The sequence below is a fragment of the Acinetobacter sp. YH1901134 genome (assembly GCF_013416965.1).
Lineage (GTDB): Bacteria > Pseudomonadota > Gammaproteobacteria > Pseudomonadales > Moraxellaceae > Acinetobacter > Acinetobacter amyesii.
Genome location: NZ_VPEW01000004.1, coordinates 395,213 through 418,096 on the forward strand (window position 1 = coordinate 395,213; position 22,884 = coordinate 418,096).

The 22,884-nt window shown below is 39.3% G+C and carries 20 protein-coding genes and 1 pseudogene; 16 read left to right on the forward strand and 5 right to left on the reverse strand.

What is annotated here, in order from left to right; genetic code table 11:
• Positions 1 to 31 precede the first annotated feature (31 nt).
• Complete coding sequence (gene rimO, locus FTV50_RS05780) at positions 32 to 1,375, reverse strand: 30S ribosomal protein S12 methylthiotransferase RimO (protein WP_180023810.1); 1,344 nt, start codon at positions 1,373 to 1,375, stop codon at positions 32 to 34.
• Positions 1,376 to 1,727: 352 nt separating this feature from the next.
• On the opposite strand from rimO, the gene glnL reads away from it, so the two are divergent.
• The gene (gene glnL, locus FTV50_RS05785; protein WP_078193537.1) at positions 1,728 to 2,834 is read left to right on the forward strand and encodes a nitrogen regulation protein NR(II); all 1,107 of its coding nucleotides are present in this window, start codon (positions 1,728 to 1,730) and stop codon (positions 2,832 to 2,834) included.
• Positions 2,824 to 4,299: a nitrogen regulation protein NR(I) gene (gene glnG, locus FTV50_RS05790; protein ID WP_180023811.1), complete on the forward strand. Its 1,476-nt coding sequence runs from the start codon at positions 2,824 to 2,826 to the stop codon at positions 4,297 to 4,299. Before glnL ends, glnG begins: the two co-directional genes overlap by 11 nt.
• A gap of 70 nt (positions 4,300 to 4,369) precedes the next feature.
• Here the strand turns inward: glnG and FTV50_RS05795 are convergent, their stop codons facing one another.
• The 3 genes from FTV50_RS05795 to mnmG form a co-directional block, all read right to left on the reverse strand.
• A complete protein-coding gene (locus FTV50_RS05795) occupies positions 4,370 to 4,696 on the reverse strand; it encodes a hypothetical protein (RefSeq protein WP_078193710.1) in 327 nt (108 codons plus the stop codon).
• 114 nt (positions 4,697 to 4,810) lie between these two features.
• Positions 4,811 to 6,016 carry a 3-(3-hydroxy-phenyl)propionate transporter MhpT gene (gene mhpT, locus FTV50_RS05800; RefSeq protein ID WP_180023812.1) on the reverse strand — a complete coding sequence of 402 codons (1,206 nt, stop codon included), beginning with the start codon at positions 6,014 to 6,016 and terminating at the stop codon, positions 4,811 to 4,813.
• A 343-nt stretch (positions 6,017 to 6,359) separates the two neighbouring features.
• A complete protein-coding gene (gene mnmG, locus FTV50_RS05805; protein WP_180003879.1) occupies positions 6,360 to 8,240 on the reverse strand; it encodes a tRNA uridine-5-carboxymethylaminomethyl(34) synthesis enzyme MnmG in 1,881 nt (626 codons plus the stop codon).
• Between the two features lie 253 nt (positions 8,241 to 8,493).
• Here mnmG and FTV50_RS05810 point away from each other — a divergent pair, with 253 nt between their 5' ends.
• The 10 genes from FTV50_RS05810 (at position 8,494) to FTV50_RS05855 (ending at position 18,007) form a co-directional block, all read left to right on the forward strand.
• Entirely contained in the window at positions 8,494 to 8,844 is a 351-nt protein-coding gene (locus FTV50_RS05810) for a hypothetical protein (RefSeq protein ID WP_078188731.1), read from the forward strand.
• 148 nt (positions 8,845 to 8,992) lie between these two features.
• Positions 8,993 to 9,871 (forward strand): bile acid:sodium symporter family protein, encoded by an 879-nt coding sequence (locus FTV50_RS05815; RefSeq protein WP_180023813.1) that lies wholly within the window; start codon positions 8,993 to 8,995, stop codon positions 9,869 to 9,871.
• Between the two features lie 74 nt (positions 9,872 to 9,945).
• Positions 9,946 to 10,833, forward strand: a complete 888-nt coding sequence (locus FTV50_RS05820; RefSeq protein WP_180003877.1) for a bile acid:sodium symporter family protein — start codon at positions 9,946 to 9,948, stop codon at positions 10,831 to 10,833.
• 126 nt (positions 10,834 to 10,959) lie between these two features.
• The gene (gene prmA / locus FTV50_RS05825; protein ID WP_180021694.1) at positions 10,960 to 11,862 is read left to right on the forward strand and encodes a 50S ribosomal protein L11 methyltransferase; all 903 of its coding nucleotides are present in this window, start codon (positions 10,960 to 10,962) and stop codon (positions 11,860 to 11,862) included.
• Between the two features lie 18 nt (positions 11,863 to 11,880).
• Positions 11,881 to 12,765, forward strand: coding sequence for a DUF3426 domain-containing protein (locus FTV50_RS05830; RefSeq protein ID WP_180007762.1), 885 nt, complete (start codon positions 11,881 to 11,883; stop codon positions 12,763 to 12,765).
• 392 nt (positions 12,766 to 13,157) lie between these two features.
• On the forward strand, positions 13,158 to 13,427 hold the full coding sequence (fis, locus tag FTV50_RS05835; RefSeq protein ID WP_001086304.1) for a DNA-binding transcriptional regulator Fis: 270 nt from the start codon (positions 13,158 to 13,160) through the stop codon (positions 13,425 to 13,427).
• A gap of 95 nt (positions 13,428 to 13,522) precedes the next feature.
• Complete coding sequence (gene purH, locus FTV50_RS05840) at positions 13,523 to 15,097, forward strand: bifunctional phosphoribosylaminoimidazolecarboxamide formyltransferase/IMP cyclohydrolase (RefSeq protein WP_180023814.1); 1,575 nt, start codon at positions 13,523 to 13,525, stop codon at positions 15,095 to 15,097.
• Positions 15,098 to 15,229: 132 nt separating this feature from the next.
• Positions 15,230 to 16,513 carry a phosphoribosylamine--glycine ligase gene (purD, locus tag FTV50_RS05845; protein ID WP_180023815.1) on the forward strand — a complete coding sequence of 428 codons (1,284 nt, stop codon included), beginning with the start codon at positions 15,230 to 15,232 and terminating at the stop codon, positions 16,511 to 16,513.
• A gap of 84 nt (positions 16,514 to 16,597) precedes the next feature.
• Positions 16,598 to 17,437, forward strand: coding sequence for a TIGR02391 family protein (locus FTV50_RS05850; protein ID WP_180007760.1), 840 nt, complete (start codon positions 16,598 to 16,600; stop codon positions 17,435 to 17,437).
• Positions 17,438 to 17,449: 12 nt separating this feature from the next.
• Positions 17,450 to 18,007, forward strand: coding sequence for a GNAT family N-acetyltransferase (locus FTV50_RS05855; protein ID WP_180023816.1), 558 nt, complete (start codon positions 17,450 to 17,452; stop codon positions 18,005 to 18,007).
• Positions 18,008 to 18,249: 242 nt separating this feature from the next.
• Here FTV50_RS05855 and FTV50_RS05860 read toward each other — a convergent pair.
• Positions 18,250 to 18,569 (reverse strand): annotated as a pseudogene (locus FTV50_RS05860) (pyrimidine/purine nucleoside phosphorylase).
• A gap of 656 nt (positions 18,570 to 19,225) precedes the next feature.
• Here FTV50_RS05860 and FTV50_RS05865 point away from each other — a divergent pair.
• The 4 genes from FTV50_RS05865 to FTV50_RS05880 all read left to right on the forward strand — a co-directional run bounded on the left by FTV50_RS05865 (position 19,226) and on the right by FTV50_RS05880 (position 22,767).
• Entirely contained in the window at positions 19,226 to 20,098 is an 873-nt protein-coding gene (locus tag FTV50_RS05865) for a MetQ/NlpA family ABC transporter substrate-binding protein (protein ID WP_180023817.1), read from the forward strand.
• 74 nt (positions 20,099 to 20,172) lie between these two features.
• On the forward strand, positions 20,173 to 21,198 hold the full coding sequence (locus FTV50_RS05870; RefSeq protein ID WP_180023818.1) for a methionine ABC transporter ATP-binding protein: 1,026 nt from the start codon (positions 20,173 to 20,175) through the stop codon (positions 21,196 to 21,198).
• Complete coding sequence (locus FTV50_RS05875) at positions 21,195 to 21,890, forward strand: methionine ABC transporter permease (RefSeq protein WP_078188742.1); 696 nt, start codon at positions 21,195 to 21,197, stop codon at positions 21,888 to 21,890. Before FTV50_RS05870 ends, FTV50_RS05875 begins: the two co-directional genes overlap by 4 nt.
• A 226-nt stretch (positions 21,891 to 22,116) precedes the next feature.
• Positions 22,117 to 22,767 (forward strand): hypothetical protein, encoded by a 651-nt coding sequence (locus tag FTV50_RS05880; protein WP_180023819.1) that lies wholly within the window; start codon positions 22,117 to 22,119, stop codon positions 22,765 to 22,767.
• Positions 22,768 to 22,884: the final 117 nt, after the last annotated feature.

Consider the following 22,884-nt stretch of genomic DNA (forward strand, 5'->3'; position numbering starts at 1 on the left):
TATTTAATTTCAATTATTTTTAATGAATCGTTTAAGCAGACTTAACCGAGATTAGTTTTGCAAATAAGTCATATTCATCTGCATCTGTGATTTCTACTTCAAGTAAATCACCTGCTTTAATCACTGACTTATCGATATCTTCAACAAAAACATTACCATCAATTTCAGGTGCATCTGCATAAGAACGCGCAACAGCAACTGGGAACTCTTCTTCAAGATCATCCACAAGTACTGTCATTTTCTGACCGATACGGCTTTGCAATTTCGCAGCAGAGATTTCTTGCTGAACTTGCATGAAACGTTCATAACGCTCTTGTTTGATTTCTTCAGCCACATGATCTGGCAAATCATTTGCAGTCGCGCCTTCAACTGGTGAGTAAGTAAAACAACCCACACGATCAAGCTGCGCTTCTTTTAACCAATCAAGCAACATTTGGAAGTCTTCTTCAGTTTCACCTGGGAAGCCCACAACAAATGTAGAACGAATCACAAGATCAGGGCATTTTTCACGCCAAACTTTTAAACGCTCCAGTGTATTTTCACTGTGCGCAGGACGTTTCATGAGTTTTAGAATCTTAGGACTTGCATGTTGGAATGGAATATCCAAATATGGCAGGATTTTGCCTTGTGCCATTAAGTCAATCACAGCATCCACATGTGGATATGGATATACATAGTGCAGACGCACCCAGATACCCAATTGACCCAATGCTTCACACATGTCATAGAATTTGGTTTTAACGGGCTGACCGTTCCAGAAGTCCAATTTGTATTTAGTATCTACGCCATAAGCCGATGTATCTTGAGAAATCACAAGAACTTCTTTTACGCCTGCTTTTTTCAGTGCTTGAGCTTCAGTCAATACTGAACCTACTGGACGAGAAACCAAATCACCACGCATGCTTGGAATAATGCAGAATGTGCAACGATGGTTACAACCTTCTGAAATCTTCAAATAAGCATAATGTTTTGGTGTTAATCGAATACCTTGTTCAGGTACTAGATCAATAAACGGATTGTGTTTTGGTGGCTCAGGCACGTATTCGTGCACAGCTTCCATCACTTCTTGATATGCCGCAGCACCTGTCACTTTTAAGACATTTGGGTGCATTTGGCGAATTTTGTCTTCGTCTTTACCTAAACAACCAGTCACAATTACGCGACCGTTTGAACTCATCGCTTCGCCAATGGCATCTAGCGACTCTTGTACTGCAGATTCAATAAAACCACAGGTATTTACAACTACTAAATCGGCACCATCATAATCTGATGCTACATCATAACCTTCAGTCTTTAACTGAGTTAAAATTCGTTCGGAATCTACCAATGCCTTAGGACAACCTAAAGAAACAAAACCGACTTTGGGGGATTTCATGAATCTGCGCTCCACTATAATCCGCGTATTGTATGTCTTTTCAAAACATAAAAACAGGTGAAAAGGCCACTCTTTATATCACGCACCAAAATAATGCTATAAATTCATCCATATAATTTCATTTGCACCATTTTAATGCATTTTATATTTACAGCCTGTTTTTAATCGGCTATACACTTTATTTAAAGTCTTAAATAAGCGCATTTATTCAAATAAGCATCAAAACTTAGCGTATTTCTAAAATAGTTGGCTTATATCTTGCATAACTTGCATCAATTCGAACCTTATTAGATTGAACGATTTGCTTTATGAAGATGCCATTGCGCCATTTTAAGACAGGAACCTCTCGCTAATGGATCAGACTATGACGATTGATTACCGGCTTTTAGTGGATAATTTAACCACTGCCATTTTATTGGTCGATAGCAACCTGAATATTTTTTATTTAAATTCATCTTGTGAAGCGCTTTTTGACATCAGTTTACTTCGTGCATCAGGTCAGCCTGTATTAAATTTACTCCATATGCCCGATGATGAATTCAATACGCATGATGCATTAATGAATACATTAACTTCTGGTCAACACTATACGCGCCGAGAAGCAACGATTAATGTCAACTTTAAAGACATTCATGTCGATTACACTGTGTCACAGCTCAACTCTGGCAAACCCTACCACCCGTTGCTATTGATTGAATTGAATCAAATCGACCGGATGTTGAAAATCTCTAAAGAAGAAAACCTGATTCAACAGCATCAAGTCGCACGACAACTGATTCGTGGTGTTGCCCATGAAATTAAAAATCCACTCGGTGGTATCCGTGGGGCGACACAACTTTTAGCGCGTAGCTTAAATGATCCGAAGTACAGCGAATTCACCGACATTATTATTAGTGAAGTGGATCGATTACGTAATCTTGCTGACACTATGCTTGGCTCTAGACAATTGCCAAGTTACGAGCCAGTCAATGTGCACGAACCACTTGAACGCGTCCGTTCACTGATCGTCAACCAAACCAAGAAGAAAATTAAGATCACCCGTGATTACGACCTTTCTTTACCGGATGTTTTCGCAGATCGTGATCAATTGATTCAGGTCATGCTGAATATCAGTGTTAATGCCGTTCAGGCAATGACGGAAAACAAAGAGTTCTTTGTTGAGCATCAACCAGAACTCACTTTGCGCACACGTATTCAACGTTTAGTCACCATCAACGGTGTATTAAAACGTTCTGCGGTGCGCATTGACATCGAGGACAATGGACCGGGTGTCCCACAAGAAATATTAGAATCCGTATTTTACCCTTTAGTGACAGGACGAGCGAAAGGCACAGGTCTCGGTCTAAGCATTGCACAAAATATTATGCATCAACATAACGGAATGATTGAATGCCAATCAGTTCCTGGAAAAACAGTATTTAGCCTATATTTACCTTGGGAGTCAGATCATGTCGCGTAATAAGATTTGGGTCATCGATGATGATCGCGCCATGCGTTGGGTGCTGGAAAAAACATTCAAAGAAGAAGGTTTTGATGTTACCAGTTTTGAAGAAGCACAATCCGCTTTAGATCAGTTAAGTGTCGATGCGCCAGATGTTATTTTGACAGACATCCGTATGCCGGGTATTGATGGACTGACCTTTTTAGGTAAAGTCAAAGGCAACTACCCTGACTTACCTGTGATCATCATGACAGCACATTCAGATTTAGAATCTGCTGTGTCGAGCTATCAAACGGGTGCATTTGAATATCTACCAAAACCTTTTGATATTGATGAAGCCTTAGCTCTTGTAAACCGTGCAATTTTACATATTGCCAAATTACAACAACAAGAATCTGCTAAAACCATTCAACCGATTCAATCTACAGAGATTATTGGTGAATCACCTGCTATGCAGGAAGTCTTCCGTGCCATTGGTCGTCTTTCTCAATCACACATTACTGTATTAATTAATGGTGAATCAGGTACAGGGAAAGAATTGGTTGCGCATGCGCTGCATAAGCATTCACCACGTGGCAACAAGCCTTTTATTGCGCTCAACATGGCGGCAATTCCAAAAGATTTGATCGAAACTGAATTATTTGGTCATGAAAAAGGCGCGTTCACCGGTGCCAACACACAGCGTCAAGGTCGTTTCGAACAAGCCAATGGCGGGACTCTTTTCCTTGATGAAATTGGCGACATGCCATTTGAAACCCAAACCCGCTTATTGCGTGTTTTAGCGGATGGCGAATTCTACCGCGTTGGTGGTCACATCCCAGTCAAGGTGGATGTCCGTATCGTTGCGGCAACGCACCAAGACTTAGAAAAGTTAGTACATGAAGGTCGCTTCCGTGAAGACTTGTACCACCGTCTAAACGTCATTCGTATTCATATTCCAAAACTTGCACATCGTAGTGAAGATATTCCGATGCTTGCACAGCATTTCCTTGCAAGTGCAGGTAAAGAACTTGGGGTGAGTCCGAAGATTCTGCGTCCTGAAACGCAAGAATACATGCAAAAACTGCCATGGCAAGGTAATGTGCGTCAGCTTGAAAATACCTGTCGTTGGTTAACGGTTATGATCACAGGCCGTGAAGTGTATCCAGAAGATTTACCATCTGAATTAAAACAGATTCCAATTCAAGGCACAGACGGTAACCCTGCTGCTCAAGGGATTGATCGTATCGGCGTACATCACTGGGATGAGTTACTTGGTCAATGGGCCGTACAAAAACTTAAAAATGGTGAGATGAAAATTCTCGACATTGCCACACCAATGTTTGAACGCACCCTCATCAATGCTGCACTACAGCAAACACGTGGGCGTAAGCGCCATGCAGCAGAACTTTTAGGTTGGGGTCGCAACACTTTAACCCGTAAACTTAAAGAACTCGGTATGGACAGTGCCGAAGATGATGTCGAAGAAGAATTAGAAAGTTAATTTTCTGATTTTCATTAAAAAAGCCAGTCACTTGACTGGCTTTTTTATTTTGAGATTTTTTAGCAATATTTTATGCCGTAAAGCCGACATAACGTGAATAACCTTCCACCCCTAAATCAGACTTATAAATCAGAAACTCAGGGAAGCTCGAGGCGGTAATTTCAGTAAACATATGATACTGATCATCATTAGCATGCAAGTCATCGACTGTATGCTGCATGGTTTGCTCAAATTCATCGGTAATAAACTCAAAACCAATATCCATTGCAATAAACAACACATGCTCACAAGGCTGCACATACTGCTCTTCTGACCAATCAATCACTTGTTGCTGACAATGTGGACACTGAATGTTATCTGAAGGAGAAATATCAAGTTCGATCAATTGGTAAGACATAGAAGTAAATTTATTCATAAATATTAGATTTATTCTAACAAAACTTAGTTTCAGCTAAAGATATTTATTCAATAAAAAAGGAGCCGTAGCTCCTTTAAATTTGACTGATTTCGATTATCTCTTAAGGGATGACTTATAGGCAGATAATGCAGCCACCGCGATAGCTGACAAAGCAATACCCGGCGCACTTGCAATTAAAATACCTGTCGTTCCTAGACCTAGCGCCAAAATCTTGCCTGTAAGTAATGGACCTGTCATTGCACCCAAACGTCCCCATGAAATTGCACTTCCCACACCTGTCACTTTCCCAGCTGGTGTATAGAAAATTGGAGAGATCCCATACAAAATCGATTGACCACCTGTAGAGAAAATTCCGCCCATGATGCCTGCAGCAATGAGTACAGGAATGGAATTTGTTGTAAACAGCACAAATAATGCCACAAACAAACCTGAATAGATAATCACTGCCATTTGCCATAATTTTAGGCGATCCAGCAAGTAGCCTAAACCCAGCGTACCAATCACCGCGCCCACTTGGAACATCAACATGATCATAAAAGCTTGTTGCTTTTCCAGCCCTTGCCCCATAAGCAAGTTAGGCAACCAACTGATCAGAATATAGTTTACCATTAAGGTAAAGAAGAAACTCAACCAAAGCGGCAATGTATATTTATAACGCTGTTCAGCAAACAGGATTTGCCCCATCGCTGGAACAGCTTCTTTGGTTTCTGCCTGAACTTTTTCTGTACGCTTATCTTTTAAGATAATCGCCATGAATGGAATCAAGATTAAAGGCGTTAAACCACCAATTAAAAATAGTGTATGCCATGAGATATCTTTAAAAACAATACCCAAGCCAGCAACAAAGATTGCACCTACGGGTAAGCCACAGTACATCAAACTATTTAAGCGCCCACGGTTAGCATCCGTCGCTTCATCACCCACCACCGAGATCATCGTTGGCATCGCAGCACCCAAACCTAAACCTGTAAAGAATCGTGCGATATATAAAATTTCAATACTTGGTGCAACTGCCGTGATAGACATAAATACACCGAAGATAAAAATCGACAGCATCAGGACTTTCTTCTGTCCCAAATAGTCAGCGACACGCCCCCCAAAGAACGCGCCAAATAACATACCAAACACACCTAAGCTAAACACATAACCCATTTGCACTTGATCTAAGGAAAATGTCGCTGCGATTCCTTTTGCTGCGATACCGGGCGCTTGCAGGTCAAAACCTTCAAAAAATGCTACCCAGAAACACAAAAATACCGTTAGAAATTTTTGCATTTTTCCCGATTGTTGATTTGCCATAATCGAACTCCATTCATGTAGCGTAAACCCACTTGTACGCCATGCCCTGAAGTTTCGGCTTTATTGGGTAGAATAAATACCACTACAAAGGTCGGAATTCACACGACCAAAAGCCCACCATTAAGACCTAAAACTTTGTATATCAATAGTTTTTAGATCTTATTTTTTGTATTTATAATTAATTATCAATCACTTAGGTTTATGAAAGATTTTAATAATCAAACCATAGCTAAAACTAATGATGATCAAAATATTCATTTAATCCGATCAAATACCAACAACCAATAATTTATTGACAATAAAAAACCCGCAACAGAGCGGGTTTTCTGTTTAACTCAAAATCTTATGCAGATTTTTTCGCTTGGTTATTCTTACGAATCGTAATCATCACCAATTGAACAGCCGCAGGTGTTACACCTGGAATACGACTTGCTTGTGCCAATGTTTCAGGCAATACATTTTTCAGCTTCATGGTGATTTCACGTGAAAGACCAGAAACTACATCGTAATCAAAATCAGCAGGAATACGTGTATCTTCCAAACGCTTCATTTGCGCAACATCTTCTTGCTGACGGTTAATATAACCTGCATATTTCACAGCAATTTCAATTTGCTCACCCACAAATGCTGAAACTTCAGAACCCGTCAATTCAGCAATTTGCGCAAAGTTGATATTTGGACGTTTGAGCAAATCAATTGCATTGGTTTCTTTTGACAGGTCATCGCCAGTCATTTCAACGAATTTTTTGCCTAGTGGATTGTTTGGCGCTGCCCAAAGGTGTTGTAAACGACCTTTTTCAGTTTCAACAGCTTCCATTTTTTGACAGAAAGAATCCCAACGTGCGTCATCCACCAGCCCCATTTCACGGCCAATCGCAGTTAAACGCTGATCCGCATTGTCTTCACGCAACATCAAACGGTATTCCGCACGTGACGTGAACATACGGTACGGTTCTTTAGTACCGAGAGTAATCAAGTCATCAACCAACACACCCATGTACGCTTCATCACGTTTTGGTGTCCATTGCTCTTGATCCCATGCACGACGTGCTGCGTTTAAGCCTGCAAGCAAACCTTGCGCTCCCGCTTCTTCATAACCTGTTGTACCGTTAATTTGACCTGCAAAATACAGGTTATTAATCGATTTGGTTTCTAAAGAGAATTTCAATGATTGTGGGTTGAAATAGTCGTACTCAATTGCATAACCCGGACGCAAAATGTGCGCATTTTCCATACCACGAATCGAGCGAACCAATTCAAACTGAACATCGAATGGTAATGAAGTTGAAATACCATTTGGATAAAGCTCATGTGTATCTAGACCTTCAGGTTCCAAGAACACTTGATGCGAATCTTTATCGGCAAATTTATGAATTTTATCTTCAATCGATGGGCAGTAACGTGGACCCACACCTTCAATCACACCAGTATACATTGGCGAACGGTCTAAGCCGCCACGAATGATATCGTGAGTTTTCTCGTTGGTATGTGTGATATAGCAATTGATTTGCTCAGGATGCATCGACGCATCACCCATGAATGACATAGTCGGAGATGGGAAATCACCCGGCTGTGGCGTCATTACAGAGAAATCAACTGATCGCGCATCGATACGTGGCGGTGTACCAGTTTTTAAACGACCTACAGGTAAGTTCAATTCACGAAGGCGCGCAGCCAATGAAATTGAAGGAGGATCGCCCGCACGACCGCCTGAAGCATTATTTAGACCTACGTGGATCACACCACCCAAGAATGTACCTGTAGTCAATACAACAGTTTTCGCATCAAAGCGAATACCCATTTGGGTGACTACACCTTTAACGGTATCGCCTTCAACAATAAGGTCATCAGCTGCTTGTTGGAAAATATCCAAGTTCGCTTGATTTTCGAGGGTTTCACGAATCGCAGCTTTATAACGAATACGGTCAGCCTGCGCGCGAGTCGCACGAACAGCCGCACCTTTACGTGAGTTTAAAATACGGAATTGAATACCACCTTTGTCGGCAGCCAATGCCATAGCACCGCCAAGCGCATCAATTTCACGTACTAAATGTGATTTACCAATACCACCAATGGCTGGGTTACAGCTCATCTGCCCTAAAGTCTCAATATTATGAGTTAAGAGTAAAGTCTGTCGACCCATACGTGCCGCAGCAAGAGCTGCCTCAGTACCCGCGTGACCGCCGCCGATAACAATGACATCGTAAACTTTAGGATAATGCATAGTGGTAAAGGAGATTAAAAAAGGATGACGGAAGATTATAGCAAAAATTCACCGATAAGTTGACTGATTAACTCGATTTTATTGTTATTGACTACTGCTTTATGCCTATATATTTCTTTATGACCATACATACTTTGCATATTCCACATAAAAATATACATTTCTCAAGCAAATGTTACTCGAAGATTGTTGTTTTATTCTGATGATTTTTTATTCTGTTATAGATCCCATGAGAATCATAAGGACTATAAGCATGAATAAGAATATTTTGCTATCCACGGTTTTATGCGGTTTATGTTTATCACCACTTGCTGCCTCAGCCAATGATAAAGTTGAGAAAGTGTATGATGCACAGCGATATCAACAAGTCTGTAAAGGTAAAAGCCAAGGCGCTCAAGTATCATTTGCCTATCGCGGTATTATCTGGAATGGTACTTGCGAACCACAATTTTTTAGCTCGTCCAAAAATGCAAATCTTCATGGCGAAGAAGCCGAATTATTAAGCACATGTAGTGCAGATGCAAAAGCCACTACTGCAACGATTAATGGACAAGAAATTAAAGGAAAATGTGCTTTAGGGTTTACTCCTCCTCGTCCTAAATAAACAGTTGTCGATGAAAATATCGACCAATTAACAGATCAAAAATAAAGCGGGTAAAACATCAGTTTTTACTCGCTTTTATTTATTGCTTATTTATTAAACTGAGATAAACTCAAAAAATACTATAAGGATAAAAATATCAGGAAATTCCATGGATTCGGGATTATTTGCATTTTTTCTGCCCATTGCTTTAGCCATCATGATGATGGGTTTGGGGCTTGAACTATCAGTCAAAGACTTTTTACGCGTTGGACGCTATCCAAAAGTTATTTTCATCGCTTTATTTACTCAGCTTATTCTACTGACCAGTATTGCGTTTTTCCTGTGTAAGTTGCTTGAGTTACCCCCATTACTTGCGGTGGGGCTCATGTTGCTTGCGGCTTCACCCGGTGGCCCCACAGCAAACCTTTTTAGCTACCTATATAAAGGTGATATTGCTTTAAACATTAGCTTAACGGCCATTAACTCAGTTGTATCGTGCTTTACATTGCCTTTTATCGTCAATCTATCCATTTTGCATTTTGTTGGTGAAAGTACCAGTATTGGTATGCCTATCGATAAGATCACCCATGTATTTCTGATTATTTTGATACCGGTATGTTTCGGTATGTTTATTCGCAACTCCTTTCCGACCATTGCATATCACATCAACAAGCCGATGCGAATGTTGTCTATTTTCTTATTAATTCTTATCTTTACACTCGCAGTTTTGCGCGAACAATCCAACATTATTACGTATTTTGCCAGCGTCGGCATTGCAACCTGTTTACTCTGTTTCAGTGGACTATTTTTGGGTTACTTAATTCCATTCCTCTCGGATGTGCCTGAAAAGCAGGCTCGTGCGTGTACCTTTGAGATTGGTATTCATAACACCAGTATCGCCCTAACCATCGCACTGAGTGTGCTTGAAAACACCACAGTCGCAATACCTGCCGGTGTTTATTCTATTTTTATGTATTTATTGGCAACCTTATTTGGTTTTATTTTGACACGCCGTGGCAGCCACCTAATTCAACAAGTGAAAACCTAAACTATTTTTCAAACGTAATCACCATAAGGACTTTGGTGAAACACCATTAAATATGCTCAAGGAGAATAAATAAGATGGATTCTGGAATTATTACGGTTCTTTTGCCATTAGCACTGGCCTTTATTATGATCGGGCTTGGGCTAGAACTTACCCCCAAAGATTTCGCACGTGTCACCAAGCACCCTAAAGCCGTGTTGATCGCATTATTTTGCCAGCTCGTGTTGCTTGTCGGTATCGCCTTTCTACTATGTAAACTGCTAGCATTACCACCACTGCTTGCTGTCGGCTTGATGCTACTTGCAGCCTCACCTGGTGGTAGTACAGCGAACTTATTTAGCTATCTATTTAAAGGTGACTTGGCTTTAAATATTACCCTGACCGCCATCAACTCTGTCATTGCAGCATTAACCCTTCCATTGATCGTGAATTTTTCGATCATGCACTTCATGCAAGAAGGCCAACAAATCAGTCTGCAATTTGGAAAAATCCTCCAAGTTTTCGGCATCATTATCATCCCCGTCTGTATAGGTATGTTACTTCGTCACTATGCACCTAAACTAACTGAGAAACTGCATAAACCACTCCGTATCTTTGCTGTGGTCTTTCTCATCTTAATTATTATCGGTGCTATTTATTCTGAACGACATAATATTGCGGCTTATCTAACCCAAGTTGGCTTAGCAACGGTTCTATTCTGTATTTTCAGCTTATGTATCGGTTATTTTGTTCCGAGACTATTTGGCATCAATAGTGCTCAGGCACGTGCATGTGCATTTGAAATCGGTATTCATAACAGCACGCTAGCCATGACCATCGCCTTAACAGTGATGGCAAGCTCGGCCGTTGCAATGCCTGCGGCGGTTTATTCAATCTTTATGTACATCTTTGCCGCTGTATTTGGCTTCCTAATTACACGTTTCGCACCGATCTCGACAACGACAACAGAAACAATTAAAAGTTAAGTCGCTGAAAAGTTAAAAGGATGCCACGTGCATCCTTTTATTTTTTGTCAATTTTGATAATCGCTAGCTGCAAGTTGCCGAGTTCCGTTACAATAGCTTTTTATAAAACTCATTTAGGTTATGTCCGTGAAGTGGTTACAAATTCATATTACTGTTGAAAAAGCTCAAGTTGATTACACTGAAACGCTGCTCAGTTCTTTAGGTGCAGTCAGTGTCACGCTAGATGATGCAGAAAATCAGGATTTACTTGAACCACTTCCAGGTGAAACACCACTTTGGAATAAAGTGATCGTAACTGGTATCTATGCACAAGAAGATGATGAAGAAATTGATGTTGCTGCATTAGAAACATTTATTAAAGCTCAACTTCCTGATGCGCCAATGCGTAGCGAATTCATTGAAGACCAAGAATGGGAACGCACATGGATGGATGCTTACGAGCCTATCCAAATTGGTGAAAAATACTGGATCGTACCAGAATGGATGGAAGCGCCAGAAGCAGACGCCGTAAACATCAAACTAGACCCAGGTCTGGCATTTGGTACTGGCAACCATGCATCAACATTCTTATGCCTACAATGGTTAGGTAAAGTTGATCTTAAGGATAAAATCGTAATCGACTACGGTTGTGGTTCTGGTATTTTAGGTGTTGCAGCTTTACTTTTGGGTGCAAAAAAAGTTTATGCCACTGATATTGACCCACAAGCGGTTTTAGCAACACAACAAAATGCCGAATTGAATGGTGTACTGGAAAATCTGTATGTAGGCCTACCTGAAGAGTTCAACCAAGAACTCGCTGGACAAAAAGCCGATGTGTTTGTTGCTAATATTCTTGCAGGCCCTCTAATGGCCTTGGCTGCAGAATTCTCAACTTTAATTAAATCTGAGGGCGAGTTCGCACTTGCAGGTGTAATTGAAGAGCAAGTTTCTGATGTTTCTAGTGTTTATTCTGAATTTTTTGATATATTAGACGTAGAAAAACGTGACGAAACATGGTGCCGAATTTCGGGTAAACGCCAACAGTATTAAAATTTAAAATGTGTACTTATGAGCGACAAATTAACTAACTGCCCAACTTGTTTTACAACATATAAAGTAACTGTTCCGCAGCTTACTGTCGCTCAGGGCATGGTTTGTTGCCCAAAGTGCTCTACATCTTTTAATGCACTGTCTCATTTGGTGGTAGATAAAGCGTTGTCTTTTTCTACCCCTGAGCAAGAAAATGCCCCTCAAAAAAACTCCAATACTATTATTAATGTCAGCGAATTTAATAATACGCTTACACCAGTGACTGTTGAAGAAACACCAACCCACCATTTATTAAAACTATTTGATCAAAAAGTCGAAAACTCTAATATCGATCTAAAAACTTATTTAAATAACTTAAATTATTTCAGCACCGAACCGATCGGCAACCTGCCTGCTGTAAATTGGGCAGAACAGGCTGAAAAAGATAAAAAACGTACACCACTGAATTATTTTATGTGGTTCTGTATTAATGCTTTCTTATTTGGTGCACTTATATTCCAGTTTTTCTGGTTCAATCCTCAATATTTAAAAAATAGTCCAGTGATGGGTGCTGCATTTACTGCGGTCTGTGATGTATTCAATTGTTCACGCCTAGAGGAACATTACAGTTTAATTAGTACCAAAAAAGTCAAAATTCGTAGCATTGGAAATAATGAAACACGTTTTACAGGTGAAATGATCAATTTTCATGACCGTAGCCTTGCCTTACCCAATATGAAAATTTCACTAAAAGAAAATGGTACTGAAATAGCAAACTATACGCTTTTACCTGAAGAGTATTTGGACAAAAGTCTGCATGGCATCCAACGGATCCCAAAAAGTAGTCCTTTTAAATTCCAATTTAGTCTACCAATTGCACGCAAGAGCTTCGATAATTATTCAATTGAGTTGATTCGCCCCTAATATTGGAAAAAACTATTAAAAAAGTAAAAAAAACATAAAAAAAATGCAGTTTTCTTGCTCACTTTTTCCTAGACAATGGTATGATACGCGCCACGAAAGCTTTGTGCTGCAAACTCCTCGCTAATTTTTCACAACAAATACAATCCCAACCGTGCGCTTTAATATTTATTGCGTATTGAGTAGATTTTTTGTTTGTTTTTTAGGCTGTAACAATTATTAATCTATTGTTACGCTTATTTTTCGAACAATTTTGCGAGTTGTGTCAAGCTACAAGTAATGTACAAGTTTTAGAACTCCGCATTAGGAACTAAAACGGAGTTCATTCAAGTTTATAGACCACTTTTAACAAATCACTTTACCCAAGTGATATTTGATTTTTCGGATTAATTCGCATGAATAGCAAATCTCCTATTTTTACTGCACAATCTGATGTCGCTCTTCGTATTCACGTAGATCGCGCAGTTCGCCATTACTTTGCACAATTGCAAGGCGAGCAACCATCTCAGGTATACGATATGGTGCTGGCGGAAATGGAGAAGCCTCTTCTATCTGTAGTTCTTGAATATACACGTGGTAATCAAACCCGCGCTGCTGAGATTCTCGGCTTAAACCGTGGTACTTTACGTAAAAAGTTGAAAGCTCACGGTTTAATGAGTGAATAAATGATAAAATGCTTGCGGCTTCCGCAGGCATTTTTTTTAACCTGCATTTTGCTAATTTTGTTTTAATCTGTTCCTTGAAAACTGTGACGAAGATCATGACTATTAAACGCGCTTTAATCTCTGTGTCTGACAAGACTGGAATTGTTGAATTTGCACAAGAACTTGCTGCTCTAGGGGTAGAAATTTTATCTACTGGCGGAACATACAAATTGTTGAAAGACAATAATGTTGCCGTAGTTGAAGTTTCAGAGCACACAGGTTTCCCAGAGATGATGGACGGCCGTGTAAAAACGCTACATCCGAAAATTCATGGTGGTATCTTAGCTCGTCGCGGTCTAGACGAAGCTGTGATGGCTGAACACAACATCGATGCAATCGATCTGGTAGTTGTTAACCTTTATCCGTTTGCTGCAACTGTTGCAAAACCGAACTGCTCACTTGCTGATGCGATTGAAAATATCGACATCGGTGGTCCGACTATGGTTCGTGCTGCTGCGAAAAACCATGCATCTGTAGGTATCGTAGTAAATGCATCTGACTATGCAACTGTCGTTGCTGAGCTTAAAGCTGAAGGTTCACTTTCACATGCAACTCGTTTTGACCTTGCGGTTAAAGCATTTGAACATACTGCACAGTATGACGGCATGATTGCATCTTACTTAGGCGCTCGCGTAGGTAAGGAAGAAGGTCAAGCAGATAAATTTGCGCGTACTTTCAATACTCAATTGAACAAAGTTCAAGACTTACGTTACGGTGAAAACCCGCATCAATCTGCTGCTTTCTATGTAGAAGACACAGCAACTGAAGCATCTGTTTCTACTGCGAAACAACTTCAAGGTAAAGAATTATCTTATAACAACATCGCAGACACTGACGCAGCACTTGAATGTGTAAAATCATTTGCTAAGCCTGCATGTGTCATCGTAAAACACGCAAACCCATGTGGCGTAGCAGTATCTTTAGACGGCATCCAAGCGGCTTATGACCTTGCTTATGCAACTGACCCTGAATCTGCATTCGGTGGCATCATTGCATTCAACCGTGAATTAGACGTTGCAACTGCACAAGCCATTGTTGACCGTCAATTCGTTGAAGTGATCATTGCTCCTAGCGTTGCTGAAGGCGTCCTTGAAGTGACTGGCGCGAAGAAAAACGTACGTGTACTTGTATGCGGCGAGCTTCCTGCGATCACTGAGCGTAAAGCACAGCTTGACTACAAACGTGTAAATGGCGGTCTATTGGTTCAAGACCAAGACTTAGGCATGATCACTAAAGATGACCTTAAAGTTGTGACTAAACGTGCACCAACTGAACAAGAAATCGATGACATGATCTTTGCTTGGAAAGTTGCGAAATACGTTAAATCAAACGCAATTGTTTATGCTAAAAACCGTCAAACGATTGGTGTGGGCGCAGGTCAAATGAGCCGTGTGAACTCTGCTCGTATTGCTGCAATCAAAGCTGAACATGCTGGTTTAGTTGTTGAAGGTGCTGTAATGGCATCTGATGCATTCTTCCCATTCCGTGATGGTATTGATAACGCTGCGAAAGCAGGTATCAAATGCATTATCCAACCGGGTGGTTCTATGCGTGATGAAGAAACAATTGCTGCTGCTGATGAAGCTGGTATTGCAATGGTCTTCACTGGCATGCGTCACTTCCGTCACTAAGTTGGCAACTTGATCATGACAATTAAGCACATTTTTTTGCTTAATACACTAGATTTCTAATCTTGCATAAAGTCCTCTCCTATTTTTAGGCTGAGGACTTTATGTCATTTTCGATTCATGGAGTATGAACCGATGAATATTTTAGTTTTGGGTAATGGCGGTCGTGAACATGCATTAGCCTGGAAAATCGCGCAAGATGACAAAGTCGCAAAAGTCTTTGTAGCACCGGGTAATGCGGGTTCTGCAACTGAAAATAAATGCGAAAATGTTGCGCTTAACATTTTAGACAATGCAGCGATTATCGACTTTGCAAAAAACAATGCTGTTGATTTAATCGTGGTTGGTCCAGAAGCACCGCTTGTCAATGGTGTAGTCGATGCTTGCCGTGAAGCGGGTGTAAAAATTTGGGGTCCAACTCAATTTGCAGCACAGCTTGAAGGCTCTAAAGCATTTGCTAAGCATTTCTTAAAACGCCACAACATTCCAACTGCTTTCTATGATGTATTTACAGAAGTAGATGCAGCAAAAGCATTTGTTGAAAAAAATGGTGCACCAATCGTTATCAAGGCAGATGGCCTTGCTGCGGGTAAAGGCGTAATTGTTGCCATGACCAATCAAGAAGCATTTGATGCGATTGATGACATGCTTGCAGGCAACAAATTTGGCGATGCTGGCTCACGTGTAGTAATCGAAGAATTCCTTGCAGGTGAAGAAGCATCTTTCATTTGTATGATTGATGGCGACAACATCTTGCCGATGGCGACTTCTCAAGATCACAAACGTATCTTTGAAGGCGACCAAGGTCCAAATACGGGCGGTATGGGTGCTTACTCTCCTGCTCCTGTGGTGACGGCTGACGTATTTGAAAAAACCATGAATGAAGTGATGCGTCCTACCGTTGAAGGTATGAAAAAAGACGGTCACGTTTATACAGGTTTCTTATACGCAGGCTTGATGATTGATGAGCAAGGTCAACCTAAAGTGATCGAGTTCAACTGTCGTTTTGGCGACCCTGAAACTCAACCCATTATGATGCGTTTAAAATCATCTTTAGTTGATTTGGTTGAAGCTGGCATTGCAGGTAACTTACCAAAAGAAGCTGAATGGGATGAGCGTAAGACTGTAGGTATTGTACTTGCATCTAAGGGCTACCCTGAAACGTCTAGCAATGGTGATGTAATTTCAGGTTTAGACACTGAAATGGCGGATGCGAAAGTGTTCCATGCTGGTACTAAAGCACTTGAAAATGGTGAAATTGTAACTGCTGGCGGTCGTGTACTTTGTGTGACTGCGCTTGGTAACACCATTGGTGAAGCACAAGCGAAAGCTTTAGAGCTTTGCCAAAAAGTGACTTTTGATGGTGTTCAATACCGTAAAGATATTGGTTACCGTGCAATTGCTCGTGAAAATGCTTAATTAATTTAAATTAAATAAACAACCCGCCGAGTGCGGGTTTTTTTTGATATATTCAATTAAATATCAAACAAATACTTTATTAAAATGATCTTTAATTTATTTAATCGACCATCTGAAGAAATACAATATTTAGGGACACCTTATACTCAAGATTGTTTAGACGCTATTGGTGTCATTCTCCAAACTCAAACATATATTGAAAAAGCATTACTTTTATCTTGCAATCAAATACATGCATATTTAATCAAATCTAATAGAAATACTTACATTATCAGATCAGGCTTTAGTTCAGGCTATTCTGGTGAAGGACCTAAAGGATTAGCATCATCACTGCAACTTCTTTTAAAGCACAATATAGAAGTTGAAGAAATTAATATTTCTGAAAAATTAATGAAGAAAGTAAATCATAGTTCATTATCAGATGCAGATCTTGAAACAATGTTCACAGCTAGAGTTGTACGGCCAATTAACATATACGAATACATCTATGCAATTTATAAAACTACGGAATACCAAATCAATAATGACCGTTTCTATCCAACAGAATTACCTTTCCACTTGGTTGATTCTCGAATTTTCGATCTTGCTCTTAAATTTAATGATGATCCCAATTACTCAATCTTAACGGCATATACAAGATTAGAAGATATTGTCAAAGATAAAATTAATGATCATAGTCTGTTTTCTAACAGTCTTTTAAAAACCGCATTCATTTCAGATAAACAACGCAAATCAATTTATTCATGGGATACAAACAATGAAAAGGTTTCAAATGCCCTAGGTTGTCTATTTACCAATATATTTACTGCTTATAGAAATGAACGTGCACATAGTGAAGTTGATAAGCCTTATTCACAACAAATACGTGAATTTTTATTGATTAATGAACTATATTTATTAGAAAGCAAAGCAATTAAAAGATAAAGATGAATTAGCATGAATCAGTTTATCGCAACGCCTCGCCTCATCCTCCGCCAATGGAAAGACTCCGACACTGCCCCATTTATCCAAATGTGTGCAGATGACGACGTCATGCGTTATTTTCTAAAAAAACTCGATGCTTCAGAAGCCACCACATTTATGCAGCGCCTACGCGATGCAATAGAAACACGTGGTTGGGGTTTATATGCCGTTGAGTTGAAAGCCACAGGCGAATTTATTGGTTTTATCGGCTTACATATCCATCCACCTGAGTTCGAAATCGCAGATGCCCCTGAAATTGGTTGGCGCTTACTGCCGCAATATTGGCATCAAGGCTATGCCACCGAAGGTGCGAAAGCAGTTCTCAAACATGCTTTTCGAAATCTAAGACTTGAGAAAGTCATTTCATTTACAGCGTGTCTAAATAAACCATCCGAACATGTTATGCAAAAAATTGGTATGCAAAAAGTCCGTGAATTTAATCATCCACGTGTACCAGCTGCACACCCACTAAACCGTCACGTGCTTTATGAAATTCAGCGCAGTGATTATTTGCACATTCCATTTTGCTAATTCAATAATTATTCACGGCAAAACTAAAGTACATTAACTCTGCCAAACAGTGGCTATAGATGATGTTAAAAAGCTTAATTTTAGTTACTGCAGCATTTCGCATAAGAAAGCTAAATCATTCATTGAATCATATAACCCCCGCTAAGTGCGGGGTTCAGCTCTAAAAAATCATTTGCTATGACCTAGGAACTAAAAATCATAAGGTGTAAAGCTAAAGCAACTGTAAACCTGTCTAAGCATACTTAATCAAAATTGCATACATAGTCGACAACATCGGTGCATTGCACTTTAAAAATAGAATCTTGAGGAACAATAAAGCTTTCGCTAGAAGTATATTGTACAAACTCTCCCTGCTCCCCAATTTGCACAACACACTACCCCGATGTGATTTCAACACGTTCTTTCACATGCGCCTCAAACGTCATGGGTTGCTCTGAAGGTAAAAATACACCGATGGTTTTTTGACTACCATCTTCCACTTTTAAAACATGGCTCACCGATCTACCGCCATAATGTACTGTAGGCTTTTTACAATTGAGACGAAATCAAACTGATTTAACATAGCGTGCCGCACATAGCAATTTATTATGATCAATTATAAAGCAGCTTATATTAAACAATGTAGCGGATTCAATCTTCCTCAGATTTAGATCTAAGATTTTGAAAAACCATGAATCAGAGTTGAACTGTAAATGTATCAATAAAGATTTCAATGCAGATTAGATTGGAGCACTTCGTTATTTTCACATATGAATGTTACAAATTTTGTGTATGACAGGACTTATTTCATTTTTATCATTTTTTCAGCAATACATTTTAAAATTTGTTATATAGACCTAAACTTATATATATGATGTACTGAAATAGTTTAATTATAAATAATATATTGTTTTTACTTATTAAATTATTTAATTAAACATATTCCATATACAATTTTGGTGCTAAGCATAACTTTTTAAATCACTATATTGAATAATAAAAAATTGATATGATGCCTAGCGAAATATAGAGATTTGCTTTATTAAATCTTTTGTTTACAGCAGCTTGCAATGGCTATCTTTTCCCATTTGGAAATAGACTCAGATCTAATTGTATAAGTCTGTGTAGCATTTTAAATTATTAAGCATCTATCAGCCTGTCTGATAAAAGACTTAAGTAAATCTCTCCATAATATGATTTGTGAATTTATTAATTTTATAAATTTACTCGGGTGAATATATGAAAAAGCTCCTAGGATTAGTTCTCGGTTTATCTGTTGGCCTTTCAGGCTGTGGTAAACAAGAAGCTCCTGCAACTGACGCAGCACAACAAAAAGACACTGCAGAAGTGCAAACCGTCACCATGGCTTCGACTGGTTCGGATGCTGATATTTGGCGCTATATTGCTACGCTTCCTGAAACCAAAGAAGCTGGCATTAAACTTGAAGTGAAAAACTTCACTGACTATGTGTCTATGAACACTGCTGTAGCAAACAAAGAAATTGATGTTAACGCATTCCAATCATATGCTTATATGGTCGCGTTTAATGACAACAATAAAGATAAAATCGCACCGCTTTCGACTACTTATTTAGAGCCAATGGGTATCTATTCAAGCAAAGTCAAAAAACTTGAAGAGTTCAAAACAGGTGCAACAATTGCGATTCCAAATGATGGCGCAAACGAATCACGTGCATTGTTACTACTTCAATCTGCTGGCTTAATCAAACTTAAAGCTGATTTTGACGATGTAAAAGGCACACCTGCTGACATAACTGAAAATGCGAAGAAAATCGTAATCAAACCAATTCAAATGGCGACTGCGGTTCGTGTTAAAGACGAAGTTGATGCGATTGTTTTGGGTAATACCCTTGCGATGGAAGGTGGTTTAAACGTACTGAAAGATGCAGTTTACTATGAGCCAATCGACCAAAGTACAAAAATGAACGTGAACATTCTTGCTGTTGCTGCTGACCGTCAAAATGACCCAGTTCTACAAAAAGTAGGCGCGCTTTATCACACTCCAGCAGTTAAAGCTTACATCGATGAACATTTTGGTGGTACTAAAATTGATGTAAATAAACCAACTAGCTACCTCACTGAAGCAAAATAGTAATATAATTTCTTCAAATAAACAGGCAAAGTTTACTTTGCCTGTTTTTTCATTTCTGAACCTTTTTTGACGCTATGATCCAATTTAAAAATATCTCCAAGCATTTTGAGCTAAAAGGCCAAACCGTTACAGCACTGGATCAGATTAATCTGGACATTCCAGATGGCTGTATTTTCGGTCTAATTGGCTACAGTGGTGCAGGCAAAAGTACCTTAATCCGTTTAATTAATTTGCTAGAACGTCCAAGTGAAGGGCAAATTATTATTCATGATAAAGACTTTACTGCTTTAAATTCGGCAGAGCTACGTCAAGAAAGAACCAATATTGGCATGATCTTCCAGCACTTCAATTTACTGCAAACCAAAACAGTTGCAGAAAATATTGAAATGCCGCTTAAACTTTTAGGTGTGTCTAAAGCTGAACGCCAAAAACGTTTAAAAGAGTTGCTCGAATTTATTGACCTAAAACATAAGAAAAATGCCTATCCAGATGAGCTCTCTGGTGGCCAAAAACAACGTGTCGGGATTGCCCGTGCGCTTGCCAATCATCCTAAAATTTTACTGTGTGATGAAGCAACATCTGCTCTCGATCCGCAAACCACCAAGTCGGTATTGGCGTTATTAAAGAAAATCAATCAAGAACAAGGCATTACTATTGTGATGGTCACCCATGAAATGGATGTGATTGAATCTGTTTGTGATTATGTTGCGGTGATGGAACAAGGGAAAATCATCGAACATGGCTCAACCTTAGAGATTTTTAGTCAGCCAAAACACAATACAACCAAAAACTTTATTCAAACTGTATTGCAGCAACAGCTTCCTGTTAATATTTTAAATAATCTAGAAAATCAAAACCATAACAGTATTTATTGTTTAAAATTTCTGGGCAGTTCGGCACAGGAAACCGTCATTCAAGCGGTAATTAAACAGTTTGATATTAGCCTGAATATTTTGTTTGCCAATATGACTGAAATTAATGGTGCGGTGATTGGACAAATGTTCGTTCAGCTATTAGGTGATGCAGCATTGATTCAACAAGCGGTGGCGTTCTTAGAACAACATGGCGTTGAAGTCACTCAAGCAGGAGTTCAGCAATGAGAGATTTAATTGTTCAATGGCTGACTCAAATTACAGCACCCTTTTGGAAAAGTTCTTTGTCTATGGATCAGTTCGTCACTGCCCTACAAGAAACTTTTCACATGGTGTTCTTTGCCATGCTCTTTGGCTGTATTTGGGGTTTTATCCAGGCCGTGATTTTATATGTCTCACGTCCACAAGGCATTTTGCCTAATCGTGTCATCTACCATGGTTTGAACCCGATTGTGAATGCGCTGCGTTCATTGCCATTTATTATCCTCTTGATTGCGGTCATCCCTTTGACCAAAGTCATTGTGGGTACTTCAATTGGTACTTGGGCTGCAATTGTTCCTCTCACAATCTATGTTGGTCCTTACATTGGTCGTCTGATTGAAACTTCGTTGCTTGAAGTGAATGACGGCATCATTGAGTCTGCTCAAGCGATGGGTGCATCTCCGCTGCAAATCATTACTAAATTTGTCCTACCAGAGTCTCGTAGCTCTTTAATTTTAAACTTAACGACTGCAACCATTAGCTTAATTGGTGCAACAGCCATGGCGGGTGCAGTAGGTGCAGGCGGTATCGGTGATCTTGCCATTTCTTATGGTTATCAACGTTTTGATAGTAGCGTGGTCATCATGACCGTCATTGTCTTATTGATCTTGGTACAAATCGTACAAAGTCTGGGGGACTGGTTATCGAAACTGCGCTAAGCCTGCATAATTCATATATTTAAGCTCTCCTCGGAGGGCTTTTTAGTTTCTTAGATTCTAAAATTTAGTTTTTAATGCCGCAATTAAACCAAAATTTTTTTTAGTTTTAAATTATTTTGACGGCAAATTAGCAACACCATAAAATTTAAAATATAACCTTCAATATTACGTTTACAAAAATTTGAATGAGTACAAAATATCAAAAGAATAGAATTTTATATTCCCCATGCAAACTACACTGACAGCACAAATTTTCCGCTTAACTTTTTTCACAACGGGGATATTCATCACTTCTGCAGCATCTGCATCCATTGCTGATTATGACTATGTCACTAGTATTAAGGTAAATGATGTTGACTTAGCCTTACCCTTGCCTGCATCAAAAGCAAATGCATTAATCAGCAAAAGTCCAGTAAAGCTTAAATATGAATATTCAGAATGTACCGGCAATACTGAATTTCATGTCACATCAAAAGGTAAATTTCTAAAATTTGAAATTTATGCAGAGGACAATCCTCAAGTTAAGAATAATTCATTCTATAAAAATAAAAGCAGCTTCGCCCAACTTGGACAAACCAAAGGGGATGTTTGGATGGAATGGGATAAATCCACTCAAATACGCGATAAAATTCAAATTGGGTCAAAACATCTGACAAGCCAATATAACTTTCTACAATTTAAAAAAGACTTTCCCAAAAGTGCAAAATCCGCCAATCCAAATGAAGTTGCATATGTGATTTTACTCTCACCTACTCATGCCAAATCCGTGCTGAAAGAGCCGCAAAATTATGATTTACCCTATATTGGCAATCTAGCATTCAACTTTAAAAATGGCAAATTAACTGCCTTTTCAGTTAATCAAGGTATTGCTTGCTAAATGGTGCTTGTCATACAGCGTTTATTGATTAAACAGTGAATTTATAAATCTGCATAAAGCCATGCAATAAACGCAAGTTTGATCTCAGAGCATGCTAAAATCAGCAGCTGTTTTCGC